Raw genomic sequence first — 21,285 nt, 5'->3', positions numbered from 1 at the left:
AAGGCTTACGTCCTGTCTCGTGCTTCGGCATCACCTACCCCGTATTCTTGCGAACGTTCTCAATCACGCATTTCCCATGACTTAGCCGGGAAAGCAAGGGGCTTTGCACAGGAACCGAACGAGGTGCGCCGCCGCTCAGGCCGCGCGGGCGCGCAGCAGCACCATTGCCCCCACCGCCAGGAGCGCCAGCACGGCAAACAGTCCCGCAAAGCCAAGCCACGGCACCAGCGCCAGTGTCAGCGAAGGCACGATCAGCGACGGGATCGTGTTGGTCAGATTGAACAGTCCAAGATCGCGCCCGCGTCTGCGGCTGTCGGGTAGAACGCGCAAGGTGTGCGCGGTGTGCAATCCCAGAAAGACCGCCGTCGAAATGCCGAAGACGATGTAGCCGCCAATCGCCGCTGTCGGCCCGTGCGCCAGCGCCATGATGGTCAGCCCCGTTGCCGCGCCTGCCGATGCCGCCACCAGCGGTGTCACCGGCCGCCCGTGCCGGTCGGCCCAGCGCCCTGCCAGCAGCGCGGTCAGTGCGCCTGCGAGCATCGCGGTCATCAGCACCCGTGCAATGGCCGCATCGCCCAATTTTGCATCGACCGTGCGCAGCCAGAGATAGAAGAAGGCAAAGAGCGAGGCTTCGGCAAGCTGCACCATGAGCCGGGCAAACCACATCCGTGTTGCCATGCCGGAAAGCACTGCGCGCAGCATCCTGCCCGAAGGCGCTGCGCCTGCACCGGCGCCTGCGCCCGCCGATGCATCGGCCGAAGCATGTGCACCGTCGCGCCCGAAGATCACGATCGGCAGCACCATCAGGCACACGATCATGCCCACCGCGGCAAAGCGCAACTCAGGACCGGAAAAGACCGGCAGCGTCACCAGCGCCCCGACCAGCGCGCCGCTGGCTGGCGCAAAGGCCAGAAGACCGCCCAGAAGCCCCTTGCGCCCATCGGGCACCTGATCGCCCGCCCAGGCCGACAGCGGCCCCAGCATGAGGTTGAGGCCGATCTGCCAGACCACGATCACGCCCAGAATTGCACCCAGCGTCTCCGCGCGCGGCGCGGCCTGAAGCATCAGGCCCGACAGCAGCAGCCCGCCAAGCACAAAGGGCCTGCGCCGCCCGGCCAGATCGCTGAGCCAGCCAAAGGCAATCCCGCACAGACTGGCAAAGATCGCCCCGGCAAAGGTCGTCAGCGCCAGCCAGCGCACCGCATCGCTTGCCGCCAGCCGCGCAACGTGCATCGGCAGCAGCAGGGTCAGGAACGGCACATAGGCCACCGTCGACCCCGCCCAGGCCAGCGCATAGAGCGCAAGGAAGCGCCGGTCGGCCGTGTCAGACGCGCCCATGCGTTCGCGCATCACCTGCCTTTACCGCCGAAGATCGCGAATGCCGCCGGTCATGCCGCCGGTCCGGTCGATCCGCGCACCTGAAAGCCCACCGGCATGATGACCGGCTCTGCCGATGTCCCCTCGGACAAGACGGCGCCCTTGTCGCGCTGCGCCTCGATCAGCATGCGCACGGCCATGGCAGTGGTTTCGGCAATGGGCTGGTCCACTGCGGTAAGAGCGGGCCGCGTAAAGCGCACCAGCGGCGTATTGTCGAAGCTGACAAGCGAGAGCTGTTCAGGAATGGCCAGCCCCAGTTCGGCCGCCACGTCTGCGGTTGCCAGCGCCATCTGGTCGTTGCTGGCGATGATCGCGGTTGGCGGCTCATGCCGCTGCAACAAAGCCCGCGCCGCGCGCGCGCCGCTGTCATAGGTAAAATCGCCCGCCTCCAGCAGCCCTTCTGCCGAAAGCCCGGCGGCCTCCATCTCGGCGCGCCATCCCGCGATGCGCAGACCCACGAGCCGGTATTCCTTAGGCCCTGCGATGAAGCCGATGCGGCGGTGGCCAAGGTCCAGCAGGTGGCGCGTGGCCATGCGTGCGCCGCCCTCGTCGTCCATCGAAACGATGATCCCGTCCGGAAGCCGCGGATCATGCGCCTGCGCACCGATACGGGCGAAGGGAATGCGGTGATGTGCCAGTGTCTCAAGGATCTTGGGATTGTCCGAATGAGGCGGGGTCAGGATCGCGCCATCGGGTTGCAAGGCGGCAATCGCCGCGCCCAGTTCGCGCTCGACATGATCGTTGTGGGTATCGACCAGTTCGAAGATCAGGCGGTATCCGTGCTTTGCGCATTCCAGCATCCCGCCCAGCAGCATCTGGTCCACCCAGTCAGTGCCTTGCCGTGCGCGCCAGTCGGCAATAGTGCGCTCGCGGTCGTTCAGGGCAAGGATGAGGTATGACCGCGATCCGCTCATGCGCTGGGCCGCGATCGAGGGAACATAGCCAAGCTTCTCGATCGAAGCCTTCACCTTCTCGCGCATTTCCGGCCGGACATTGGCCTCGTTGTTGATGACGCGGCTGACGGTCTGCAAAGAAACGCCCGCATCGGCCGCCACATGCTTGATCGTCACCGCCTGCCGCCTGCGCGCCATGGTGCTGTGCTACCCCTGTTGTGTTCCCGCGGCCTTGCTAGGCCGCATCATGGATGAATGACAAGATGGTTGGACGAAAAGGCGCAATCATGCCGCTGCGGGCACCTGCGCCCCGCAATAGCGCGCCACGTATTCGCCGTGCGCGGGCAGTGCGGCCACCGTGCGCGCCACCTGCTCGCGCAGGGTTTGCAGCAGGTGGGCCATTTCCTCGTCGCGCAGCTTGGCGGCAACGGGGTGGTGGCTTTGCGGCATGATGCCCTGCCCCATCATCACCTGCACCCACGAGTTTTCGGCAAAGAGTTCCTCGTTCTTGCGGAACACGCGGCCCGTCTCGCGGAACAGCGCAATCCTGTGGGCAAGGCTGTCGGGCACATCCATGGCCGCCACGTGCCGCCAGAAGGGCGTGTCGCGGCGGTCCGTCACCTTGTAGTGCAGGATCAGGAAATCCCGGATCTGATCCATGTCGGTCAATTGCTGCTCGTTGAACTCGTCGATGTCACGCTGGCTGATCGCGCCTGCCGGAAGCATCCGCACGATACGCAGGATTGCCCGCTGGATCAGGTGTATCGAGGTGCTCTCCAGCGGCTCCATGAACCCGCCTGAAAGCCCCACGGCCACGCAGTTGCGGTGCCACTGGCGACGGCGCGCACCGGTGCGGAAGCGGATGGGGTTGGGCTTGACCAGCTTTTCACCCTCAACGGTGGACAGGAGCTTTTCCAGTGCCGTCTCATGGTCCAACCACGTGCTGCAATAGACGATCCCATTGCCCTGACGGTGCTGCAGGGGAATGCGCCACTGCCATCCCGTCTCGTGCGCGATGGCACGGGTGTAGGGCACGGGCGGGCGCACGCTGGCGGTCTGGATGGCGATGGCGCTATCGCACGGTAACCAGTGGGTCCAGTCATCATAGCCCACCTTGAGGGCGCCTTCGATCAGCAGCGCTCGAAATCCCGTGCAGTCGACAAACAGATCGCCCTCGATGCGCTGTCCGCTTTCCAGCATCAGTGCAGCAATGTCGCCGCTCGTCCCGTCAAGCACCACTTGCGCGATCTTGCCCTCGATCCTCCGGGTGCCGTCGGCCTCGGCCATGGTCCGCAGGAACCGCGCATAAAGCCCGGAATCGAGCTGATAGGCATAGTTCATCCGGTCATCGGGCAGATGGGCAAACCGCCCTGCCTCGGCTGCCTTCAATTCAAGACAGTATTCGCCGTAAGGGGCGGTGTGGCCGCGCATCAGGCCGTTCATCCAGAAATGCTGGAACCCGGCAGACCAGTGATCCCTGCCCGTGCCGCCAAACGAATGGAAATAGGCCTCGCCCGGAACGCGCCAATTCTCGAAATTGATGCCCAGTTTGAAGGTGGCTTGCGTGGCCCGCATGAAATCGGCTTCGGCAATGCCCAGAATGCGATTGTAGGCAACAAGTGGCGGGATAGTGCTTTCGCCCACGCCGATCGTGCCGATTTCCTCGCTTTCCACCAGAGTTACCGTGGCAACGGGGCCAAGCGTGCGGGCAAGGGCCGCTGCCGTCATCCATCCGGCCGTGCCACCACCGGCAATCACGATGCGGCGGGGAAGATGGGGCCCTTGCACAGGATCGAACATGGTCATTGGCTGAGGCTCCTCAACAGGAACTGGTGAATGCGTTGGGCGGTTGCGGCATCGATGGGGCCAAGAATGCCCCGCCCGGCCTCCGGCACATGCGCGCGGGCATCCTCGCCACCGGAAAAGACATAATGCTCGAACATTTCGCGCCAGATTGCCCGTTCGCTTTCAGGCAGATCGCGGATCGCCATGATCGCGTGGGTCATTGCCGTCTGCGGCTGGCCGAGCCAGCGCGGGGTATCGCGCCACCAGTAGTTGACCAGCACGTTGAACGGCGCGGTCGCATCGACATGGTGATACCACAGCGAGGGGATGAACAGCGCATCGCCCGGTTCGAGCTGCGCCACTTGCGCATGGGCCAGCGCTTCGCGGTAGCGGGGATGGCGCGTGAAATCGGGCGCATCGAAATCCACCAGCGAAACCGGCCTTCCCGCAGGCGTCACATCCAGCGGTCCAAGATAGAGATTGGCTAACTGGTCGGGCGGAAACAGCGTGAAGCGCCGCTGCCCCACCGCGCAGCAGGCAAGATTGCGCGGGTGGTCATTGTGCGCCGCAATCCGCGTGGCATGCCCGATCCAGATCGAAGCCAGAGCATCTTCCGGCACAGCTGCCACATGGTTGGCCTGATGCAGCCCGTCGAAATAGCGGTGAATGTCGATCGAACCGAGATAGACTGTCGGCCGCTCCGCCTCTTCGGCACCGCCGAAGGCCGCCAATACGTCGCGCAGCCGCCCCGATGCCATGCGGAAGTTCACCGCCATCGCCGCATCATAGAACAGGCGTCCGCCCTCGCCCGGCGGCACCACCGAATAGGGCACATCGACTGCGCGCGACCGGTCCGCCAGATAATCTCGCGCACTTGCGGCTGAGGCCAGGCCAGCCTGCACCAGCGGCCAGTCTCGCACCAGCGCACGCACCACAAACGGCTCGGCCCCGCCCGCGATCAGGCCGGGCAGTTCCTCCGCCGCGGCCTCGCGCACGCAAGGCAGCCGGTCAGCCGCCATCGCGGGCATTGCGGCGGGCGACAAGATCGGAAAACCGACCGATGGACGCCACGGCCATGAACAGCGGCATCAGGTGCCCCTGCGCATTGAGTTCCCCCAGAACATCGCCCGGAAGCTCGCGCAGACGGTCCTCGTTCACCGTCTGGAACCCGACGAGCGAATTGGACGAACCATCGGGCAGCGGCACCTCCAGCGTGAACGGCTCGATCAGGCCATGGCGCTCCATCGCCTCGAAGAAGGCGCCAGATGCCTTATAGGCGGCATCCAGATCGCCAAGCTGCTGCGCCACTTGTTCAAGCAGCGCGGCAGGCTGGCCCATATCGTTGAACAGGCGCTCTCCCTCCTCGCCCGATGCCACGACGCGCGGGCTGGCCATGTCGATGTGGACCTGCGGCGTTGCGGCCGGATCGGCGCTACGCCCGATAAGGAAGGGCTGGACGGCATGGGCCAGCGGAATCCAAGCAGCATCCCAGCCATGCGGTGCCAGAAACAGGTTTTCCCCGTTCTCGAAGCCGAACAGCGCCAGTGCCATCAGGCGTCCGCTTTCCAGATCGCGCCGGAAAACGATCGGGTAATGCGCCTGCGCGCGCCGGAACTCCGCCGGCATGACCATGCACGCCATCACTGCATCCCCCAGTGCCGCGCTGCGCCGGGTCTGCACCCTAAGATTGCGGTGGTTGAGCGAATCCAGAACGGCGTGTGTTGTCGTTGACATGTCTGGCCTGACTTCATCCTCTGCGGCTGGGGTCCGCCGCCTGTGCCTCGTGGCCCCGCCCGCGCGCGCCCCATTTTGTCAGGAGAACGGCCGACCCTTCGGCCCGGCCTTTTCCCACTGGCGCGGAACCTTAGCAAGTGTTCCCTGCCAGAAACGGCTTGCGCCCGGCCTCAGAAGTTGATGCGCGCACCAAGCTGGTAGCGGGCATAGCCGGGCGATGCGAAGAACACGTTGTTCGTGCTGCGCAGGTGCCCGCGGCGGCTTGCCCCCGTGATGTTGATGCCTTCGAAGAACAGGGTGTAGCCCTTGCGGAACTCCCAGCTCGCGCTGGCATCGACCTGCCCGTAGGCTTCGATGTAGAACGGGTTTGGACCGGTGCCGCCGAGGAACTTGTCGCGCCAGTTGTAGGCAACGCGGGCCTGAATGCCGTTCTTGTCATAGAACAGGACGGCGTTGGCACTGTCGGAAAGCCCCGTCAGCGCGAACTGCGGCACGCTTGACGGCTGGGTATTGTCATACCGCGCATCGCCCCTCACCACGGTGTAGTTCAGGATCGTGCCGAAGCCGCTGTCCCAGAAGCTGTGCTGCACGGCAAACTCGAAGCCGTAAAGGTGCGCCGCCTGGGCCGAATTGATCGGCGTGGTGATCTGGAAGTTCACCTTGTTGTCCTCAGGCAGGCCGAGGATCTTGCCGGTGTAGTTGCCCGTCACCGGATCGAAACTGTCGACAATCACCGAGCCGGGGTAGTTGGCGAAGATATAGTTGCGGATCGCGGTTGTGCTGGCATTGGCGCCAAGCGCCGCCACCGCCGCCCGGTAACGCGGACCATCCGCCGGGTTGGTCAGGCCGAAGGCGTCGCTGTCGATACGGTCAGCCGCAATGAAGTTGCGCACGCGCTTGTCGAAGAAGCCGACCGAAAGATAGCTGGCCTTGTCGTAATACCACTCGGCCGAAATATCGATGTTCTTCGACTTGTAGGGGTTCAGGCCGGGGTTGCCCTGACTGCCGAAGCCGCCGCCGATGCGGAAGAGCTGGTCAACCGTGCGCCCGCCCTGCATCGAGGCATAGTCGGGCCGCGTGATCGTGTGGCTGTAGCTTGCGCGCACCTTCACGTTGCGCACCGGCTCGAAGTCGAAGTCGAAGGCCGGCAGCCAGTTCTCGTATTCCCCGCGGAACGTGGTGAAATCGGAGGTGTTGCCATAGACGAGGTTGAACTCGTTGGCCGAAACCCACTGGGTGCCAATCGGGATCGGCACCAGCGCCGACGACGTCACGCGCGTCTTTTCATAGCGCAGACCGGCGCGGAAATGAGCGGGGTTGCTGAACAGGTCGAAAGTGCTGTTCGCCTGAAGATAGGGCGCAACCGTCCGCTCGCGGATCCGGCGGTCAACGTTGAAGGGCGAAAGGCAGTTGTTGTCGCCGCCACAGATGCGGTTCAGACCGTCAAGCAGTTCGACCATCTTCTCGAAGTTGAACTTGTAGAAGCTCTGGATCATCGCCGGGTTGCTGGCGCCCGAAAGCCCCTTGAACTTGTCGGGCAGGGTTTCCAGCGTGAACAGATCGTCGGGCATCTGCTCCTTGGTGGTCGAACCGCCCCAGGTGTCATTCTGGATGAAACCGTAGGCCGAACGCACCTTGTTCTCGGTATAGACTACCCCGAAATCGAGGCTGTCGAGGATCGAATTGTCGAAGTCCCAGCCGCCGCGAAGCTGCACTTCGTTGATCGTGTCCTTGAAGTAGGCGTTGCGGAAGGAATTGCCCGTGGCCTGGATGTTGGCCGCGTTCAACGCATCGATGCCGGGGTGCATGGTGTAGGAAATCACCGGCAGCTTGTTTTCGTAGTTCACTGTCTGCTGCGCGATGCCAAACACGGCAGTGCCGACAGACGTGCTGGTGCCATAGGGATTGTTGGCGCCCGATTCTGCGGTCGAGTGGTGCCCATCCAGCTCAAGCCGCAGCCCGCCCGGCCCCTTCCACTTGAGGTTGCCGCCGATCGAGTTGTTTTCCGAACGGTTCTCGGTCAGCGCGCCCGAATAGGACAGATCCTTGCCTTCAGCCGCACCGAAACGCTCGGAATAGAAGATCGGCCCTGCCACCGGACCGTTGGTCCACGCGCTCGACACGTCATTGAAGTTGAACCAGATGCCGACGTTCGAATTGCGCACCTGAACGGTGTTGCTCGAATAGGTGTAGTCGAAGGTTGCCGTCAGGTTCTCGGTTGGACGCGCCTGCAACACGACCTGCCCGTTCAGGCGCTCGCGGTTGATATCGTTGAGGTCGTAGCTGGCGTTCTGCTGCACCTGATAGACATCGTTCGGACCGGGGCGGTTGGTGATGTTGGCAAAGCGCGGGTCACCCTGCTGCGGCAGCGAACCCCAGTTGTTCTCCGAGCCCAGATAACCGTCGCGCCAGCCCACATTGGCCTGATTGACGCTCGCCTTGCGCTTCTGCCACGTGCCGGTCACGAGGATGCCGAACTGGTCCTCGGCGCCGAACGTCTTGGAAATGATGCCCGAAACTTCGGGCGTGATCGCCGTCCCGCTGTTGAGCGAAGTATCATAGACCCCGCGTGCGGCAAGGCTGCCCGAAAAGCCCGGCTTGTCGAGCGGGCGCGGTGTCTTGATGTTGATGGTCGAACCGATGCCGCCGGTCGGCAGGATCGCACGGCCTGACTTGTACACCTCGACCCCCGAAATCCCTTCCGAGGCAAGGTTGGCGAAATCGAACGAGCGCGACGACGGCGCGCTGGCGCCATCGCCCAGCGTCGAGGTCGGCATCTGGCGGCCGTTAAGCAGCACCAGGTTGAACTCCGGCCCGAAGCCGCGCACGGTCACGGTTGAGCCTTCACCGTTGGAACGGTCAATTGAAACGCCAGTGATGCGCTGAAGCGATTCGGCAAGGTTGGTATCGGGGAACTTGCCGATGTCTTCGGCAGAGATCGCATCGACCACACCCTGCGCGCTGCGCTTGATGTTGAGCGCCTGTGTCAGCGAGGCACGGATACCCGTGACAACGATGGCCTCGGATGCCGGCTCGTCCTCGGCGGCTTCCTGCGCCAGAACCGGCTGGGCAGCGAGCGCAAGCGCGATTGCGCCAAGGCTCGAAGCACGAACGGCAGCGGCACGTGTTGCGGAAACTCTCATCATCCTGCCCTTCCCCGTCCCGGCTTGCCTGCCGGATGACGGATACAGACACCCAGCCGGGACTCGCGCCCGACTTGTGAACGTTCACCTAAATGAGAACGTTCACCACGTCAAGTCCGTTCACCTTCTGGCAATCTGGCGCATTGGTCTTTGGTGCAGAGCGGCGGCAAAACCGATTGGCACCCTGCCCGGATTGGCATAGCCTTGTTGACACGATCGACCCGGTGGCACCCCGGCCACCTGTTGCGGCGATAGTTCTTTCGACAGCGGAGACCGGCCCGGTGCGCGACCATGAACTCAGACGCCGTGCGGTCGGCGAAATGCACCTGCGGCGCTGGCCCGTGCTGCCAGTGCCCTGCCATATCCTGCAATGGGTGCTTGCGCTTGACGATGCCGAACGTGCCGAGGAACTCGCCGCGATCGAGGCGCTTGTTGCCGGGCGCGATACCGTCGGCAATCCGTCGCACCGCGAAGGCCGCATCAACGAAAGCGTGATGTTCACCTGGGAACGCCAGAGCGAGGGCAGCAGCCTCACGCTCTTTGCCTCGCCCTGCACCGAAGACGGCTTTCTCGATCTGTCGGCCGATCCGCTCATCGCAGCCGCCGTGCAATGGGCGCAAACCCTGCCGGGCAAGGTCATCCGCAGCACGCGCGTCTGGCTGGGTGAGGATGATGCAAGCGTCATGCGCCTGCTTGATGCGCATTCCTTCAACCGCGATGAACTGATCTCCAGCACGCTGGGCGGCGGCATCCGCGTGTGGTCGGATTTCCGCATCATGGATGATGGTTTCGGGCGCCTGCTGGTGGCGGCCAATGGCGTCGACCGGCGCGATCTTTCGCGCCAGCTTCAGCGGATGCAGGAACTGGGCAATTACCGCAACAAGGCCCTTCTGGGCCTGCCGGTTGCGCGCGAATGCTGGCCCAAGCTGGATGCCGCCGAAGAACGCCTGCGCGATCTGGCCAACCGCATTGCCGGAAGCGATGCGCGCGATGATACCCTGCTTGAGGAACTGTCGGGCCTCGCGCTCGATCTCGCCTCGGTTTCCACGGCCATTTCCTTTCGCATGGATGCCACGCGCGCCTACGGCCAGATTGTCGAGGAGAGGCTTGAACAGCTCGATGTGCGCAGCGTCGAAGGCTATGCCTCGCTGGTCGATTTCACCCAGCGGCGCTTCCGCCCGGCGATGAACACCTGCCTTGCCACGGCGGAGCGGATCGAACGGCTCGGTGCGCGCACCGAACAGCTCGCCTCGCTGCTGCGCGCGCGCATCGATACCCGGATCGAGAACCAGAACGCAGAGCTGCTGCGTTCGATGGAACAGTCCATCTCGATGCAGGCCCGCCTGCAGCAACTGGTGGAGGGCCTGTCTGCCGTTGCCCTCAGCTACTATGCCCTCAGCCTGCTGAAGTACGCGCTCTACGCGGTGCCGCACGATGTGCTGGGAATCTCGCATGATCTGCTGGTCGGCCTGCTGGTCGTGCCCATGGTGCTGGGTGTGTGGTGGACCATGCACCTGCTCAAGGAACGCCTTCTGAAGTCCGCCGAACGCAAATAATTCCGCTTGTCCTTACGGCGGTTAATGTCCAGAATGTTGGACACATGGCACGCTTCCCTTTCTCTGCGATCGTCGGTCAGGACGAGATGAAGCTGGCTCTCCTGATCGCCGCGGTCGATCCCTCGATCGGCGGGGTCATGGTCTTCGGTGATCGCGGCACGGGAAAATCCACGGCGGCGCGTGCGCTCGCAGCCCTCTTGCCGCCGATCATGGTGATGCAGGGATGCCGTTTCGGCTGTTCGCCCGATGGCCCGCGCACCTGCCCTGGCCCGTGCGAGGCCGCTGGAGCGGAGAAGCGCCCCGTTCCCTTCGTCGATCTGCCGCTGGGCGCCACCGAAGATCGCGTGCTTGGCTCGCTCGATCTTGAACGGGCGCTGCGGACCGGGGAGAAGGTCTTCGAACCCGGCCTGCTCGCGCGCGCGCATCGCGGTTTTCTCTACATCGATGAAATCAACCTGCTTGAAGATCATCTCGTCGATCTGCTGCTCGATGTGGCGGCTTCGGGCGAAAACGTGGTCGAACGCGAAGGGCTTTCGGTGCGCCACAAGGCGCGCTTCGTGCTGATCGGCAGCGGCAATCCCGAAGAAGGCGAACTGCGCCCCCAGTTGCTCGATCGTTTCGGCCTCTCGGTCGAGGTGCGCACCCCGCGCGAAATTGCCGACCGGGTGGAAATCATGCGTCGCTGCGCCGCTCACGATGCCGACAGCGCCACCTTCGCCGCGCAGTGGGCCGAAGAGGATGACCGCATCCTCCACCAGATCGCGCGCGGCCAGAAGCGCCTGCCGAAGATGGACGTGCCCGACGATGTGCTGAATGACGCCGCCCGCCTGTGCAGCGCCATCGGTGTCGATGGCCTGCGCGGCGAACTCACCCTGATGCGCGCGGCCCGCGCCTATGCCGCGCTGAAAGGGGCCAAGGCGGTCCGGCGCGAACATCTGCTCCATGTCGCCCCGCTCGCCCTGCGCCACCGCCTGCGCCGCGACGTTCTGGATGAAAGCGGATCGACCGCCCGGATCGAACGCGCCATCGCCGAACACTTCTCATGAAGCACCGGCAATGAACTCGGCTCTGGCAGATGCGCTCCTCGCGGCGCGCCTGCTGGCCCATGATCGCAGGCTTGGTGGCATAGCGCTGCGGGGTGGCGGCCCGGCACGGGACATTGTGCTGAATGCCCTTCGCAGCCTGCTTGTGCCCGGCACCCCCTTCCGCCGCCTGCCCGGCCACATCGACGAGGATCGTCTCTGCGGCGGAACCGACATCGCCGCAAGCCTCGCCACAGGAACCCTGGTGCTTCAGCGCGGGTTGCTGGCCGAAGCGGCAGGCGGCGTGCTCGTTGTCCCGATGGCCGAACGCCTGCGCACCGACATTGCGGGGCGGATAGCACAGGTCATGGATGGCCCCGCCCCGTTCCTCCTCGTGCTCCTTGATGACGGCGAGGAAGGAGATGACCGCCCGCCCGCCGCGCTGATGGAGCGTATTGCTTTCGACATGGCTCTATCCGGGCTTTCTCCCGCAGACCTTGCGGCAATCTTGCCCGAACCTTCGCCGACCTGCGCGTCGCCTGCCCTTTCCGATGAAAGCCTTCGCGCGCTTGCCACAACAGCTGCGGCGCTTGGCATATCCTCGCTTCGTCCCACGCTTTTTGCCGCCGCCGCCGCGCGTGCCCATGCCGCGCTGGCAGGCCGCGCCGTGGCCACGCGGGACGATCTTGAACTTGCCGTCCGTCTCATTCTTGCTCCGCGCGCAACGCAGTTCCCTCCCCCGCCTGAAAGCCCGCCGCCTGAACCCGAAGCGCCCGATCCTGAGCCGGAAAGCGAGCGCACTCAGCGTAATGACGAGGATGACCAGACCGCTCCCGATATCCCCGAAGACCTCCTGATCGAAGCCGCGCGGGCCGCCATTCCGCCCGATGTTCTGGATCTCATCGCCAAGGGCCGCGCCCAGCGTTCGGCGCGCGGCGGCGGTCAGGGGCGGCGCACCGCCTCGGCAATGCGCGGCAAGCCGCTGGGCGCCCGGCCTGGGATGCCCGGCGGCGGAGTGCGCATGGCGCTGGTCGACACCCTTCGCGCCGCAATTCCGTGGCAGCCCCTGCGCTGCCGCGATCCCGCACCCGAAGGCGCCGGCCCCATCCGTTTCCGGCGCGATGACCTGCGCGTGCGCCGCTTCGAGGAACGCGCCACCAGCGTCAGCATCTTCTGTGTCGATGCCTCAGGTTCGGCCGCCATGGCCCGCCTTGCCGAGGCCAAGGGCGCGGTCGAACTGATCCTTGCGCAAGCCTATGTCAAACGCGCCGAAGTTGCGCTTATCGCGTTTCGGGGCAAGGGCGCGGACTTGCTGCTCCCGCCCACGCGCTCGCTCACCCGCGCCAAGCGCGCACTGACCGAACTGCCCGGCGGCGGCGGCACGCCGCTGGCGAGCGGCATTCGCATGGCGCATCAGCTTGCCGAAGCGGTTGCTGCACGGGGGCGCACGCCCTTCCTTGTCCTCTTAACCGATGGCAGCGCAAACATTGCCGCCGATGGCACCCCCGGCAGAGCGCAAGCCAATGCCGATGCGCTGGCCGCCGCGCGCAGCATGGGCGCGGCCCGCCTCGATGCCGTGGTGATCGACATTTCGCCGCGCACGCGGCCCGAAGCGTCGCGCATTGCCGATGCCATGGGCGCGCGATATCTGCCTCTGCCCTTTGCCGATGCCAGGGCGCTCAAGGCAGCAGTGGCGCTTGCCGCGCAACCCGAAAGAAAACGCGCATGACGGGCGCCAGCCGCGATGCGCCGCGCTGGGACGTGGAAGGCCGCGCTTGGCCCAACCGTCAATGCAGCCGCCTTGTCGAAACGCCCGGCATGAGGTGGCATGTGCAAGCGGCCGGGCAAGGCCCGGTTCTGCTGCTGCTGCACGGCACCGGCGCGGCCACGCACACATGGCGCGCCATGTTGCCCCTTCTGGCGCAGCACCATACCGTTATCGCCCCCGATCTGCCCGGCCACGGCTTTACGCGCGGCAGGCCGAAGCTGGGACTTACTCTGGCAGGCATGGCAGGGGCGCTGGCCGACCTCATGGAAAGGATGGACGCGCAGCCCGCCCTTGTCGTCGGCCATTCGGCAGGCGCGGCCATCGCCCTGCAACTGGTCCATGCGCAGGGATCGTATGCGCCGGTCATTGGCTTCAACCCGGCGCTCATGCCGTTTCCCGGTCTTGCGGCAAGACTGTTTCCGTCGCTTGCGAAGATTCTTTTCGTCAATCCGTTAGTGCCCCGGATGCTGGCAGGCATTGCCCGCATTCCGGGAGAGACGGGACGCTTCCTTGCCCGCGCCACGGGATCGCGGATCGATGCCGAGGGCATTGCCGCCTATGAAGCCTTGATGACCAGCCCCCGGCATTGCGGCGGGGCGATGGAAATGATGGCAAGCTGGGATCTGGAAAGCCTCAGCCGCCTGCTGCCGCGCATTGCCGTGCCGGTGCTGCTGGTCCATTCCACCAGCGACAGGGCAATTCCGCTCGGTTCGGTCGAGCAGGCGGCAAGGGCCATCCCCGATTGCCGTCTGGAAGTGCTGCCGGGCCTTGGCCATCTTGCCCACGAGGAAGCGCCGGAAACCGCCGCCCGGCTGATCGGTTCGTTCGCCCGCGAAACCCTGGGAGAGCCTGCATGAGCAATTTCAGCGAACACTTCGGCTGGGTCGAAATCGTGTTCACCGCAGTGATCGCGCTCGGCTTCGGCATTTACCAGCTCTGGTCGGTGAACCGGGAGATCGCCAGAGACGATGCCGCCCGCAAAACCAAGGCCCCCGAACCGGACAGCAGCGAGACGCGCGCCCCGGACGCCTGATCGGACTTCAGGACTGCGCCTTGAGCTCCTCAAGCGGCGCATCTTCGGGATGGACCCCGCTTTCATCGATGGTCCAGTGTTCGAGATGCTTGTAAACCACGACCTTCCCGGAAAGCAGCGCGCCGTGGCGCGCGCAGAAGGCTGCAAGCTCGTCACGCGGGCCGATCAGTTCAACGCACATGGTCAGGTGCGGATCGCGGTATTCGGCCCCATCCGAGCGGACAGGTCCGTTGTTGCTGAAGCCAAAGTGCGTGTGGTGCGCCACTGCATTCATGATGCCATCGGCCTTCGCCCGCACCACAAGTTCGCGATAGAGCGGATTGCCTGAAAAGAAGCGCTTCCAGCTACCCGTCTTCGGTCCCTGGTCCGATGGCTTGAGATAGATGCGCACCATGCCGGTCTCGCGCGGGACAACGGTGTGATCAGGCTTCATGGGTGATGCTTTCCTTTCTGGCCACGCGCCGGGCACGCGCTTCGCGCAGGGTGGTTTCGGGGGCAAGCGAATCCATGCCTGTCTTGGGCACGGCGATCCGCTGCGAAAGATAGATGCCGCTGTGCCCCGAACAGAGGTAGGAGACAAAGCACGCGATCGCGATGGGAATGGCATGGGTGGCGCCGAACAGTTCGATGCCCATGATCGTGCAGGCCAGCGGGGTATTGGCAGCCCCCGCGAATACGGCCACGAAGCCAAGGCCCGCAAACAGATCGGTGGGCGCGTCAAGCACACCGCTGATCGCACTTCCGGCCGCTGCGCCAATGAAGAACAGCGGTGTCACCTCGCCACCCTTGAAGCCGAAGCTGAGCGTGGCGACCGTGAACACGAACTTGAGCAGCCAGCTCCAGTCATCGACACCGCCCGTAAAGAAGCCCGCGATCGTGGGCGCGCCGGGATGTTCGGCAATAACGCCAAGGCCCAGATAATCGCGCGTGCCGAAAGCATAGACCAGCGCGATGATCACGATGCCGCCCACCAGCGGGCGCGCGGGGCCAAAGCGGATCACCCGCTTCACCAGCGCGCCAAGGCCGTGGTTCGCCTCGGCAAAGGCAAGGCCGATAAGGCCGAACGCCACCCCGGCCAGCGCCGATTTGACCAGCAGCACCGTGTCGAAGCGGACAGCGCTTGTCGCGTTGGCCAGATAATCGATGTGGTATGATCCATGTTCGATGCCAAGCGTATGGCACGTCCAGTCGCCCACGACGGCCGCGACAAGGCAGGGCACCAGCGCCGCATATTCGACCCGGCCCACGGCAAGCACCTCAAGCGCGAAGACCGCGCCTGCCAGCGGCGTTCCGAACACCGCACCGAAACCGGCCGCGATCCCCGCCATGAGGATGATCCGCACGCTTTCGCCATCCAGCCGGAACAGGGTGCCAAAGGCGCTGGCAAGGCTGCCGCCAAGCTGGACGGCGGTGCCCTCGCGCCCGGCCGAACCGCCGAAAAGGTGCGTGACCACGGTGGAAAGAAAGATCAGCGGGGCCATGCGCAGCGGCACCCCGCCGCCCGGTTCATGGATCTGTTCGACAATCAGGTTGTTGCCGCCCTCCACGCTCTGGCCGAGCAGATGGTAAAGCCAGCCAATGGCAAGCCCGGCAAGCGGCAGCAGGTAGAGCAGCCAGGGCTGGTCGAAGCGAAGCCGCGTTGCTTCGTCAAGCGACCACAGAAAGGCCGCACACAGCGCCCCTATGGCCATGGCCATGGGCACAAGGATGATGGTCCAGCGCAGGACCGACATGGCATGATCGTGCCGCGCCCGGAAGAACGAGACGACATCGATGCTGGCAAGCAGATTGCGAAATGTAGCGCGCACAATTCCTCCTTGTTGCCGAAACGGCGAAAGGTAGGAATCATCAGCCCTGCTACAGGCGGTTCGGCCCCGGCGGGGCACAGGCGGAAATCCATCACCGGGGCGGGCCTATGACCGCAATGCTGCACTGCGTCAATACCGAATCTCGCGCGGCCGGAACCGATGAGCGGGTAGCCGGTTCTGCTGGTGCCGCACCCTTCGCACTTTCCGCACCCGGCATCTGCTGGCAAGCAGGGGCCGATATCCGAACTTCGACCGGAGCCGATCATGACCGGACAGACCAATCAGGGCGAGGCAGGCGCGGAGCCGCAAATCCCGCCGCAAATGCCCGGCCTCGCGCCCCTCGGCCCCGAAGCGGATGATGAGCCAGACCAAGGCGCAGGTGCATCATCATGGCGCGGTCTGCCCGCAGGCATCTGGGCGCTGGGGCTGGTTTCCATGCTGATGGATATCTCGTCAGAGATGATCCACGCCCTGCTGCCGGTTTACCTGACCGTGGGCCTCGGAGCGACCGCACTGGCAGTCGGCGTGATCGAGGGCATTGCCGAGGCGACGGCTGCCATAACGAAAGTCTTTTCCGGCGCGCTTTCCGATCTTACCGGCAAGCGCAAGCAGCTTGCGGCGGCGGGCTATGGCCTTGCAGCCCTGACGAAGCCGGTCTTTCCGCTTGCCTCGTCGCTGGGCTGGGTAGTGGCGGCCCGCTTTGTTGACCGGGTTGGCAAAGGCATCCGCGGCGCCCCGCGCGATGCGCTGGTTGCCGATCTTGCGCCAGAGGGCCGAAGCGGCGCAGCATTCGGGCTTCGCCAGTCGCTGGATACCTTGGGGGCCTTTTTCGGTCCGCTGCTGGCCATTGGATTGATGTGGTTGTTTTCGGACGATTTCAGATCCGTCTTCTGGATCGCGGTCATTCCCGCCTTTGCGGCCTTCTGCCTCATCCTGCTTGCCGTAAGGGAACCGGCACGCGCCCACCCCTTGCGCAAGGTGGCCAATCCCCTGTCCATGCGGGAGTTGCGACGGCTCGGCGCGGCCTACTGGGCCGTGGTGGCGATTGCCGCGGTCTTCACGATGGCGCGCTTTTCCGAAGCCTTTCTGATCCTGCGCGCGCAGGAAACAGGGGTTGAACTGATGCTGATCCCGCTGGTGCTGGTGGGGATGAACGCGGTCTATGCCCTCTCGGCCTGGCCTGCGGGCGCCTTGTCGGACAGGATGAGCGGCCCGGCGCTCCTTCTTGGCGGGCTTGGCATTCTGGTGCTGGCGGATATCGTGCTCGCCCTGCTACCGGGCCTGCCGGGCCTTGGGGTGGGCATAGCCCTGTGGGGGCTGCATATGGGGCTGACACAGGGCATCCTTGCCGCCATGGTGGCCCGCACCGTGCCGCAGGAACTGCGCGGCACCGCCTATGGCATGTTCAACCTCGTCACCGGCGTGGCTCTCCTGCTCGCCAGCATGCTTGCGGGCCTGCTGTGGGAACAGTTCGGATCACAGGCAACCTTCCTTGCCGGGGCTGGCTTTGCCGCACTTTCGGCCATCGGCCTGCTTATCCTGCCGGGGAAGTTTCACGCGGTATCCGGTAAGGCAGCATGAACTGCACGATCGGCGAGGCGAAGCGGTCAAGATCGAGACTTTCCTGCACAGCCACCACCGGTTCGCCGAACAGGCGCGAGGAAAGCGTCGAGCGCGCGTAGAAGGGCGCGTCCTCCCATGTGCGGATAACGCTGGCAAGGCCCCGGTCGGCGCGGGTCTTGCGCTCCATCTGCCACAGCGTATCGGGCAGCGGTGCAACTGGCGGCAGCACCTCTTCCTCGTGCGGGACGCCATCGCGGCCAAAGCGCAACGCACTGGCGAAAGCCCGCCCATCGCGGCGGATGCCTTCATAGCACACCACCGAATCGCGCCGCCCGTGCGCGCGCGACCAGTGCCAGACGCGAAAGCCCTCTTCGAGCGATTCCGAGCCGAAGTTTGAATCGAGGTAGGCGCCGCCCTTCCATTTCAGGCCGGGCCGCTCCATCGCCACCTCGATCCGTGCGCGCGGCGCGAGGCAATGCCACCGATGGCGCCCCTGCGGATCAAGCGCAAAGGCGCGTCCGTTCATCGCTTCGGGATGAACCCGCACCTTGCCCGCAACGCGGCGCCGCCACGGAACCCCCACGCGCTTGTCCATCTCCTCGATGTCGATTTCCAGCGCATCGCCGGTCCAGCGCACGGCGCTTGGCCCGATCTGAAGCCTGTCGGCATCGCGCTCAACCTGTCCGCGTCCCCGCTCGGTCATCGTCCAGCGGGCGCCGGGGCCATAAAGCGCCACGTTGAGCGCGCAGTGCTGCAAAGGGTCGCCGCGCCCGCTCTTCTTGTAGTAGGGGGAAAACACGCTGCCGATGAAGGCAATGATAGTCAGGCCGTGGCGTCCGCATTCGCTGATCGCATCGACATACCACCAGCCGTAGCCGCCGGGGGGAATCTGCGCATCGAAACGAGGTCTTGCAGCACCGCCTGCGTCGCCAGCCGCCCTGACAAGGCGGCCATCGGGACTCCGGCCCCCGGATGGGTGCTTCCACCCGCGCAGTAAAGCCCAGGGATCCGCGTCCGCGTGCCCTGCCGGAGGAAGGACGCCGCCCAGCCGTGCGAGGCCCGACCATAGATCGCTCCGCCCGTCGATGGCAAAAAGCTCTCGAAGGCGTTCGGCGTCAGCAGCATGTGGGGGAAGCCGTCCTCCAGTTCCAGTCCGCAGCGCCGAAGGCTGCGCCTCATGGCCCGTGTGCACTGGTCCTTCTCCTCTTGCGAATAGACGTGGGTATCGCCGTTGGCCGGGGCATTGACGATGATCTGCAACCGTTCGCGGCCGCCATCCGGCACGGGAGTTGCGCCTTCGCGATCCTGCGCGCAGACATAAACACTGGGATCGGCAGGCGGACGCCCTCCGGCAATATCGGCAAACTCGCGCGGATAATCTTGGGAAAACAGCACGTTGTGGCGCTGTAGCGGGAAGCCCGATATGCGCGCGTGCGCCAGCCAGACCATTGCCGAAAGCGAGCGCCGCTTTACCCCGTGAGAGCTAACGGCCATGGCCCCCAGTGGCCCGAAGCGCCCGGCGGCCAGGGCTTCGGGATCGGCATTGGCGATGATCGCATCGGCGGCCAGACGATCACCGGTGCCAAGGATCACCCCCGATGTGCGGCCGCCCGTCGCCTCGATCATGGCCACTTCCTGCCCGAAACGGAACTTGGCGCCATTCATCTGCGCAAGCTGCATCAGCGCTTCTGCCAGTGCGCTCATCCCCCCATCAAGCAGCCACACGCCCTGCGCTTCGACGTGGGCCACCAGCATCAGCGTGGCCGGGGTTTGGAAGGGGGAGGAACCGCAATAGGTGGAATAGCGCGCAAACAGCTGGCGCAGGCGCTGATCGGCAAAATGTTCACCCAGCACCTTCCACATCGATTCATAGGGGCGGATGGCCAGCAGATCGCCCAGCCGCCACAGGCCGATCCGCCACATCAGCGGCAGCGGCCACGAAACCTTGCTGGAGCGCATCATCGCATGGTCCAGAATGCGGTGGATACGCGCCGCCTCTTCCCGGAACGCGCGAAAGCCCCGTGCCGCAGCAGCACCGGCAAAGGTGCCGATGGCCTCCTCGCTCGCCGCCGGATCGGCGTGAAGATCTAGCTGACGATCATCATCCCAGGCATGGCGGGCAATCACCCCGGCCTGCCGCACCGAAACGAAATCGGACAGGTCCGCACCGCATTCGGCAAACACCGCCTCGAATACGTCGCGCAGGGTAAACACGGTCGGCCCTGCATCGATCGCCGCACCATCGACGATCAACTGGCGCGCCTTGCCGCCGGGGTGAAGCGCCTTTTCCACCACGGTCACATCCAGCCCGCGCGCCGCCAGCAGCGCCGCTGCCGTCAGCCCGCCGATGCCCGCACCGATGATCGCCACGCGCGAAGCCAAGGCAAGTCTCCTGCCCGTTGGACAATCCAACCCGAATACAATTGACCTTTACATCCCGAATGTCCAATCTTTTGGACATATGCTCGACGTTGCCCCCCAGAACGAAGCCTGCCTCGCGCAGCCGCCCCCGGAGTGGCGGCGCCGGTGGGTGACATGGCGCAACCGCATTCTGGGCAGCGAACGCTTCCAGCACTGGGCCGCGCGGCTACCCTTGTTCGCGGCCATCTCGCGCCACCGCGCGGGCCGCGCCTTCGATCTCGTGGCAGGCTTCTGCTATTCGCAGGTTCTGTTCTGCGCTGTTCAGTGCGGCCTGCTCGAACTGCTGGACAAGGGGCCGTGCGATGGAGCCGAACTGGCCCGGTCAACCGGCCTCAGCCGCGAAGCAGCACTGCGACTCGTTCGCGCCGCCGCAGCGCTCGATCTGGCTGAAGAAGTTGCGCCCGGCTGCTGGATGCTGGGGCAGCAAGGCGCAGCCCTGCTTTCCAATCCCGGCGCGCTGGCGATGGTGCGCCATCATCACCTGCTCTACGCCGATCTTGCCGACCCCCTCGCCCTGCTTCGCAAGGATCGCCGCGAGCCGACCGCACTGTCCGGCTTCTGGCACTATACTACTGAAACGGATGCAGAAACGGCCGCGGAATACTCAACACTGATGGCCGCATCACAGGCCATGGTCTCGCGAGAGGCGATTGCCGCCTATCCCTTTGCGCGCCATCGCCGCCTGCTCGATCTGGGCGGGGGCCACGGTGCTTTCGTGACCGCGCTTGCCCACGCAGCGCCGGGGCTCGACCTGGGCATCTTCGATCTGCCGCCAGTGATCGCAGGCGCACAGCATCTTGCATCGCGATTCGCGCTTCATCCCGGCGATTTTTTCGCAAGCGCCCTGCCGCACGGCTACGATTGCATGACCCTCGTCAGGATTCTCCACGATCACGACGATGATCGCTGCCTTGCCATTCTGCGCAAGGCCCGCGAATCACTGCCGCCGGGCGGCAAGCTGGTCATCGCCGAACCGATGGCCGATGCCCCTGGCGCACGGGCCATGGGGGACGCCTACTTCGGACTATATCTCTGGGCCATGAACTCCGGCCGCCCCCGCACCATCAACGACTATGGCGCAATGGCCGAGACGGCAGGCTTCACGCGCTGGCAAGCCCGCGCCACTGCCATGCCGGTTATCGCAAGCGTTATTGTCCTTTCATTTTGACATTACTGGACGTC

The 21,285-nt window shown here is 64.9% G+C and carries 17 protein-coding genes and 1 riboswitch; of the genes, 7 read left to right on the top strand and 10 right to left on the bottom strand.

What is annotated here, in order from left to right:
• Positions 1 to 135: 135 nt before the first annotated feature.
• The 6 genes from DKM43_RS13660 to DKM43_RS13635 form a co-directional block, all read right to left on the bottom strand.
• On the bottom strand, positions 136 to 1,350 hold the full coding sequence (locus DKM43_RS13660) for an MFS transporter (protein WP_109799050.1): 1,215 nt from the start codon (positions 1,348 to 1,350) through the stop codon (positions 136 to 138).
• Positions 1,351 to 1,388: 38 nt separating this feature from the next.
• Complete coding sequence (locus DKM43_RS13655; protein WP_109799049.1) at positions 1,389 to 2,468, bottom strand: LacI family DNA-binding transcriptional regulator; 1,080 nt, start codon at positions 2,466 to 2,468, stop codon at positions 1,389 to 1,391.
• A gap of 87 nt (positions 2,469 to 2,555) precedes the next feature.
• A complete protein-coding gene (locus tag DKM43_RS13650) occupies positions 2,556 to 4,076 on the bottom strand; it encodes a tryptophan halogenase family protein (RefSeq protein WP_236632589.1) in 1,521 nt (506 codons plus the stop codon).
• Positions 4,073 to 5,083 carry a cupin-like domain-containing protein gene (locus DKM43_RS13645; protein ID WP_109799048.1) on the bottom strand — a complete coding sequence of 337 codons (1,011 nt, stop codon included), beginning with the start codon at positions 5,081 to 5,083 and terminating at the stop codon, positions 4,073 to 4,075. The genes DKM43_RS13650 and DKM43_RS13645 overlap by 4 nt, the downstream gene beginning before the upstream one ends.
• Positions 5,064 to 5,789, bottom strand: coding sequence for a SapC family protein (locus tag DKM43_RS13640; RefSeq protein WP_109799047.1), 726 nt, complete (start codon positions 5,787 to 5,789; stop codon positions 5,064 to 5,066). Before DKM43_RS13640 ends, DKM43_RS13645 begins: the two co-directional genes overlap by 20 nt.
• 170 nt (positions 5,790 to 5,959) lie before the next feature.
• Positions 5,960 to 8,932, bottom strand: a complete 2,973-nt coding sequence (locus DKM43_RS13635; RefSeq protein ID WP_109799065.1) for a TonB-dependent receptor — start codon at positions 8,930 to 8,932, stop codon at positions 5,960 to 5,962.
• Between the two features lie 281 nt (positions 8,933 to 9,213).
• On the opposite strand from DKM43_RS13635, the gene DKM43_RS13630 reads away from it, so the two are divergent.
• Genes DKM43_RS13630 through DKM43_RS13610 form a run of 5 tightly spaced genes read left to right on the top strand, consistent with a single transcriptional unit; the run spans position 9,214 to position 14,311 of the window.
• Entirely contained in the window at positions 9,214 to 10,488 is a 1,275-nt protein-coding gene (locus tag DKM43_RS13630) for a DUF3422 domain-containing protein (RefSeq protein ID WP_109799046.1), read from the top strand.
• Positions 10,489 to 10,532: 44 nt separating this feature from the next.
• Positions 10,533 to 11,534 (top strand): magnesium chelatase ATPase subunit I, encoded by a 1,002-nt coding sequence (gene bchI / locus DKM43_RS13625; protein WP_109799045.1) that lies wholly within the window; start codon positions 10,533 to 10,535, stop codon positions 11,532 to 11,534.
• Positions 11,535 to 11,544: 10 nt separating this feature from the next.
• A complete protein-coding gene (locus DKM43_RS13620) occupies positions 11,545 to 13,239 on the top strand; it encodes a magnesium chelatase subunit D (RefSeq protein WP_109799044.1) in 1,695 nt (564 codons plus the stop codon).
• Positions 13,236 to 14,135, top strand: coding sequence for an alpha/beta fold hydrolase BchO (gene bchO / locus DKM43_RS13615; RefSeq protein ID WP_109799043.1), 900 nt, complete (start codon positions 13,236 to 13,238; stop codon positions 14,133 to 14,135). The genes DKM43_RS13620 and bchO overlap by 4 nt, the downstream gene beginning before the upstream one ends.
• A complete protein-coding gene (locus DKM43_RS13610) occupies positions 14,132 to 14,311 on the top strand; it encodes a hypothetical protein (RefSeq protein ID WP_109799042.1) in 180 nt (59 codons plus the stop codon). Before bchO ends, DKM43_RS13610 begins: the two co-directional genes overlap by 4 nt.
• A gap of 7 nt (positions 14,312 to 14,318) precedes the next feature.
• On the opposite strand, the gene DKM43_RS13605 is transcribed toward DKM43_RS13610, so the two are convergent.
• Positions 14,319 to 14,744 carry a DUF190 domain-containing protein gene (locus DKM43_RS13605; RefSeq protein WP_109799041.1) on the bottom strand — a complete coding sequence of 142 codons (426 nt, stop codon included), beginning with the start codon at positions 14,742 to 14,744 and terminating at the stop codon, positions 14,319 to 14,321.
• A complete protein-coding gene (locus DKM43_RS13600; RefSeq protein ID WP_109799040.1) occupies positions 14,734 to 16,119 on the bottom strand; it encodes a voltage-gated chloride channel family protein in 1,386 nt (461 codons plus the stop codon). Before DKM43_RS13600 ends, DKM43_RS13605 begins: the two co-directional genes overlap by 11 nt.
• 24 nt (positions 16,120 to 16,143) lie before the next feature.
• Positions 16,144 to 16,224, bottom strand: a riboswitch (Fluoride riboswitch).
• A gap of 159 nt (positions 16,225 to 16,383) precedes the next feature.
• Between DKM43_RS13600 and DKM43_RS13595 the strand changes: the two genes are divergently transcribed.
• Positions 16,384 to 17,700 (top strand): MFS transporter, encoded by a 1,317-nt coding sequence (locus tag DKM43_RS13595; protein ID WP_201739874.1) that lies wholly within the window; start codon positions 16,384 to 16,386, stop codon positions 17,698 to 17,700.
• Here the strand turns inward: DKM43_RS13595 and DKM43_RS13590 are convergent.
• On the bottom strand, positions 17,654 to 18,481 hold the full coding sequence (locus DKM43_RS13590) for a hydroxyneurosporene dehydrogenase (RefSeq protein ID WP_236632588.1): 828 nt from the start codon (positions 18,479 to 18,481) through the stop codon (positions 17,654 to 17,656). The two genes, DKM43_RS13595 and DKM43_RS13590, sit on opposite strands and share 47 nt — an antisense overlap.
• A gap of 23 nt (positions 18,482 to 18,504) precedes the next feature.
• Positions 18,505 to 20,064, bottom strand: a complete 1,560-nt coding sequence (gene crtD / locus DKM43_RS13585) for a 1-hydroxycarotenoid 3,4-desaturase CrtD (protein WP_109799039.1) — start codon at positions 20,062 to 20,064, stop codon at positions 18,505 to 18,507.
• 79 nt (positions 20,065 to 20,143) lie between these two features.
• On the opposite strand from crtD, the gene DKM43_RS13580 reads away from it, so the two are divergent.
• Positions 20,144 to 21,271 carry a methyltransferase gene (locus DKM43_RS13580; protein WP_109799038.1) on the top strand — a complete coding sequence of 376 codons (1,128 nt, stop codon included), beginning with the start codon at positions 20,144 to 20,146 and terminating at the stop codon, positions 21,269 to 21,271.
• Positions 21,272 to 21,285 lie beyond the last annotated feature (14 nt).

Source organism: Novosphingobium meiothermophilum (assembly GCF_003171715.1).
In the GTDB taxonomy this organism is placed as follows: Bacteria; Pseudomonadota; Alphaproteobacteria; order Sphingomonadales; family Sphingomonadaceae; genus Novosphingobium; species Novosphingobium meiothermophilum.
The sequence above is the reverse complement of the archived record's forward strand: the minus strand, read 5'-3'. Positions and strand labels throughout refer to the sequence as shown.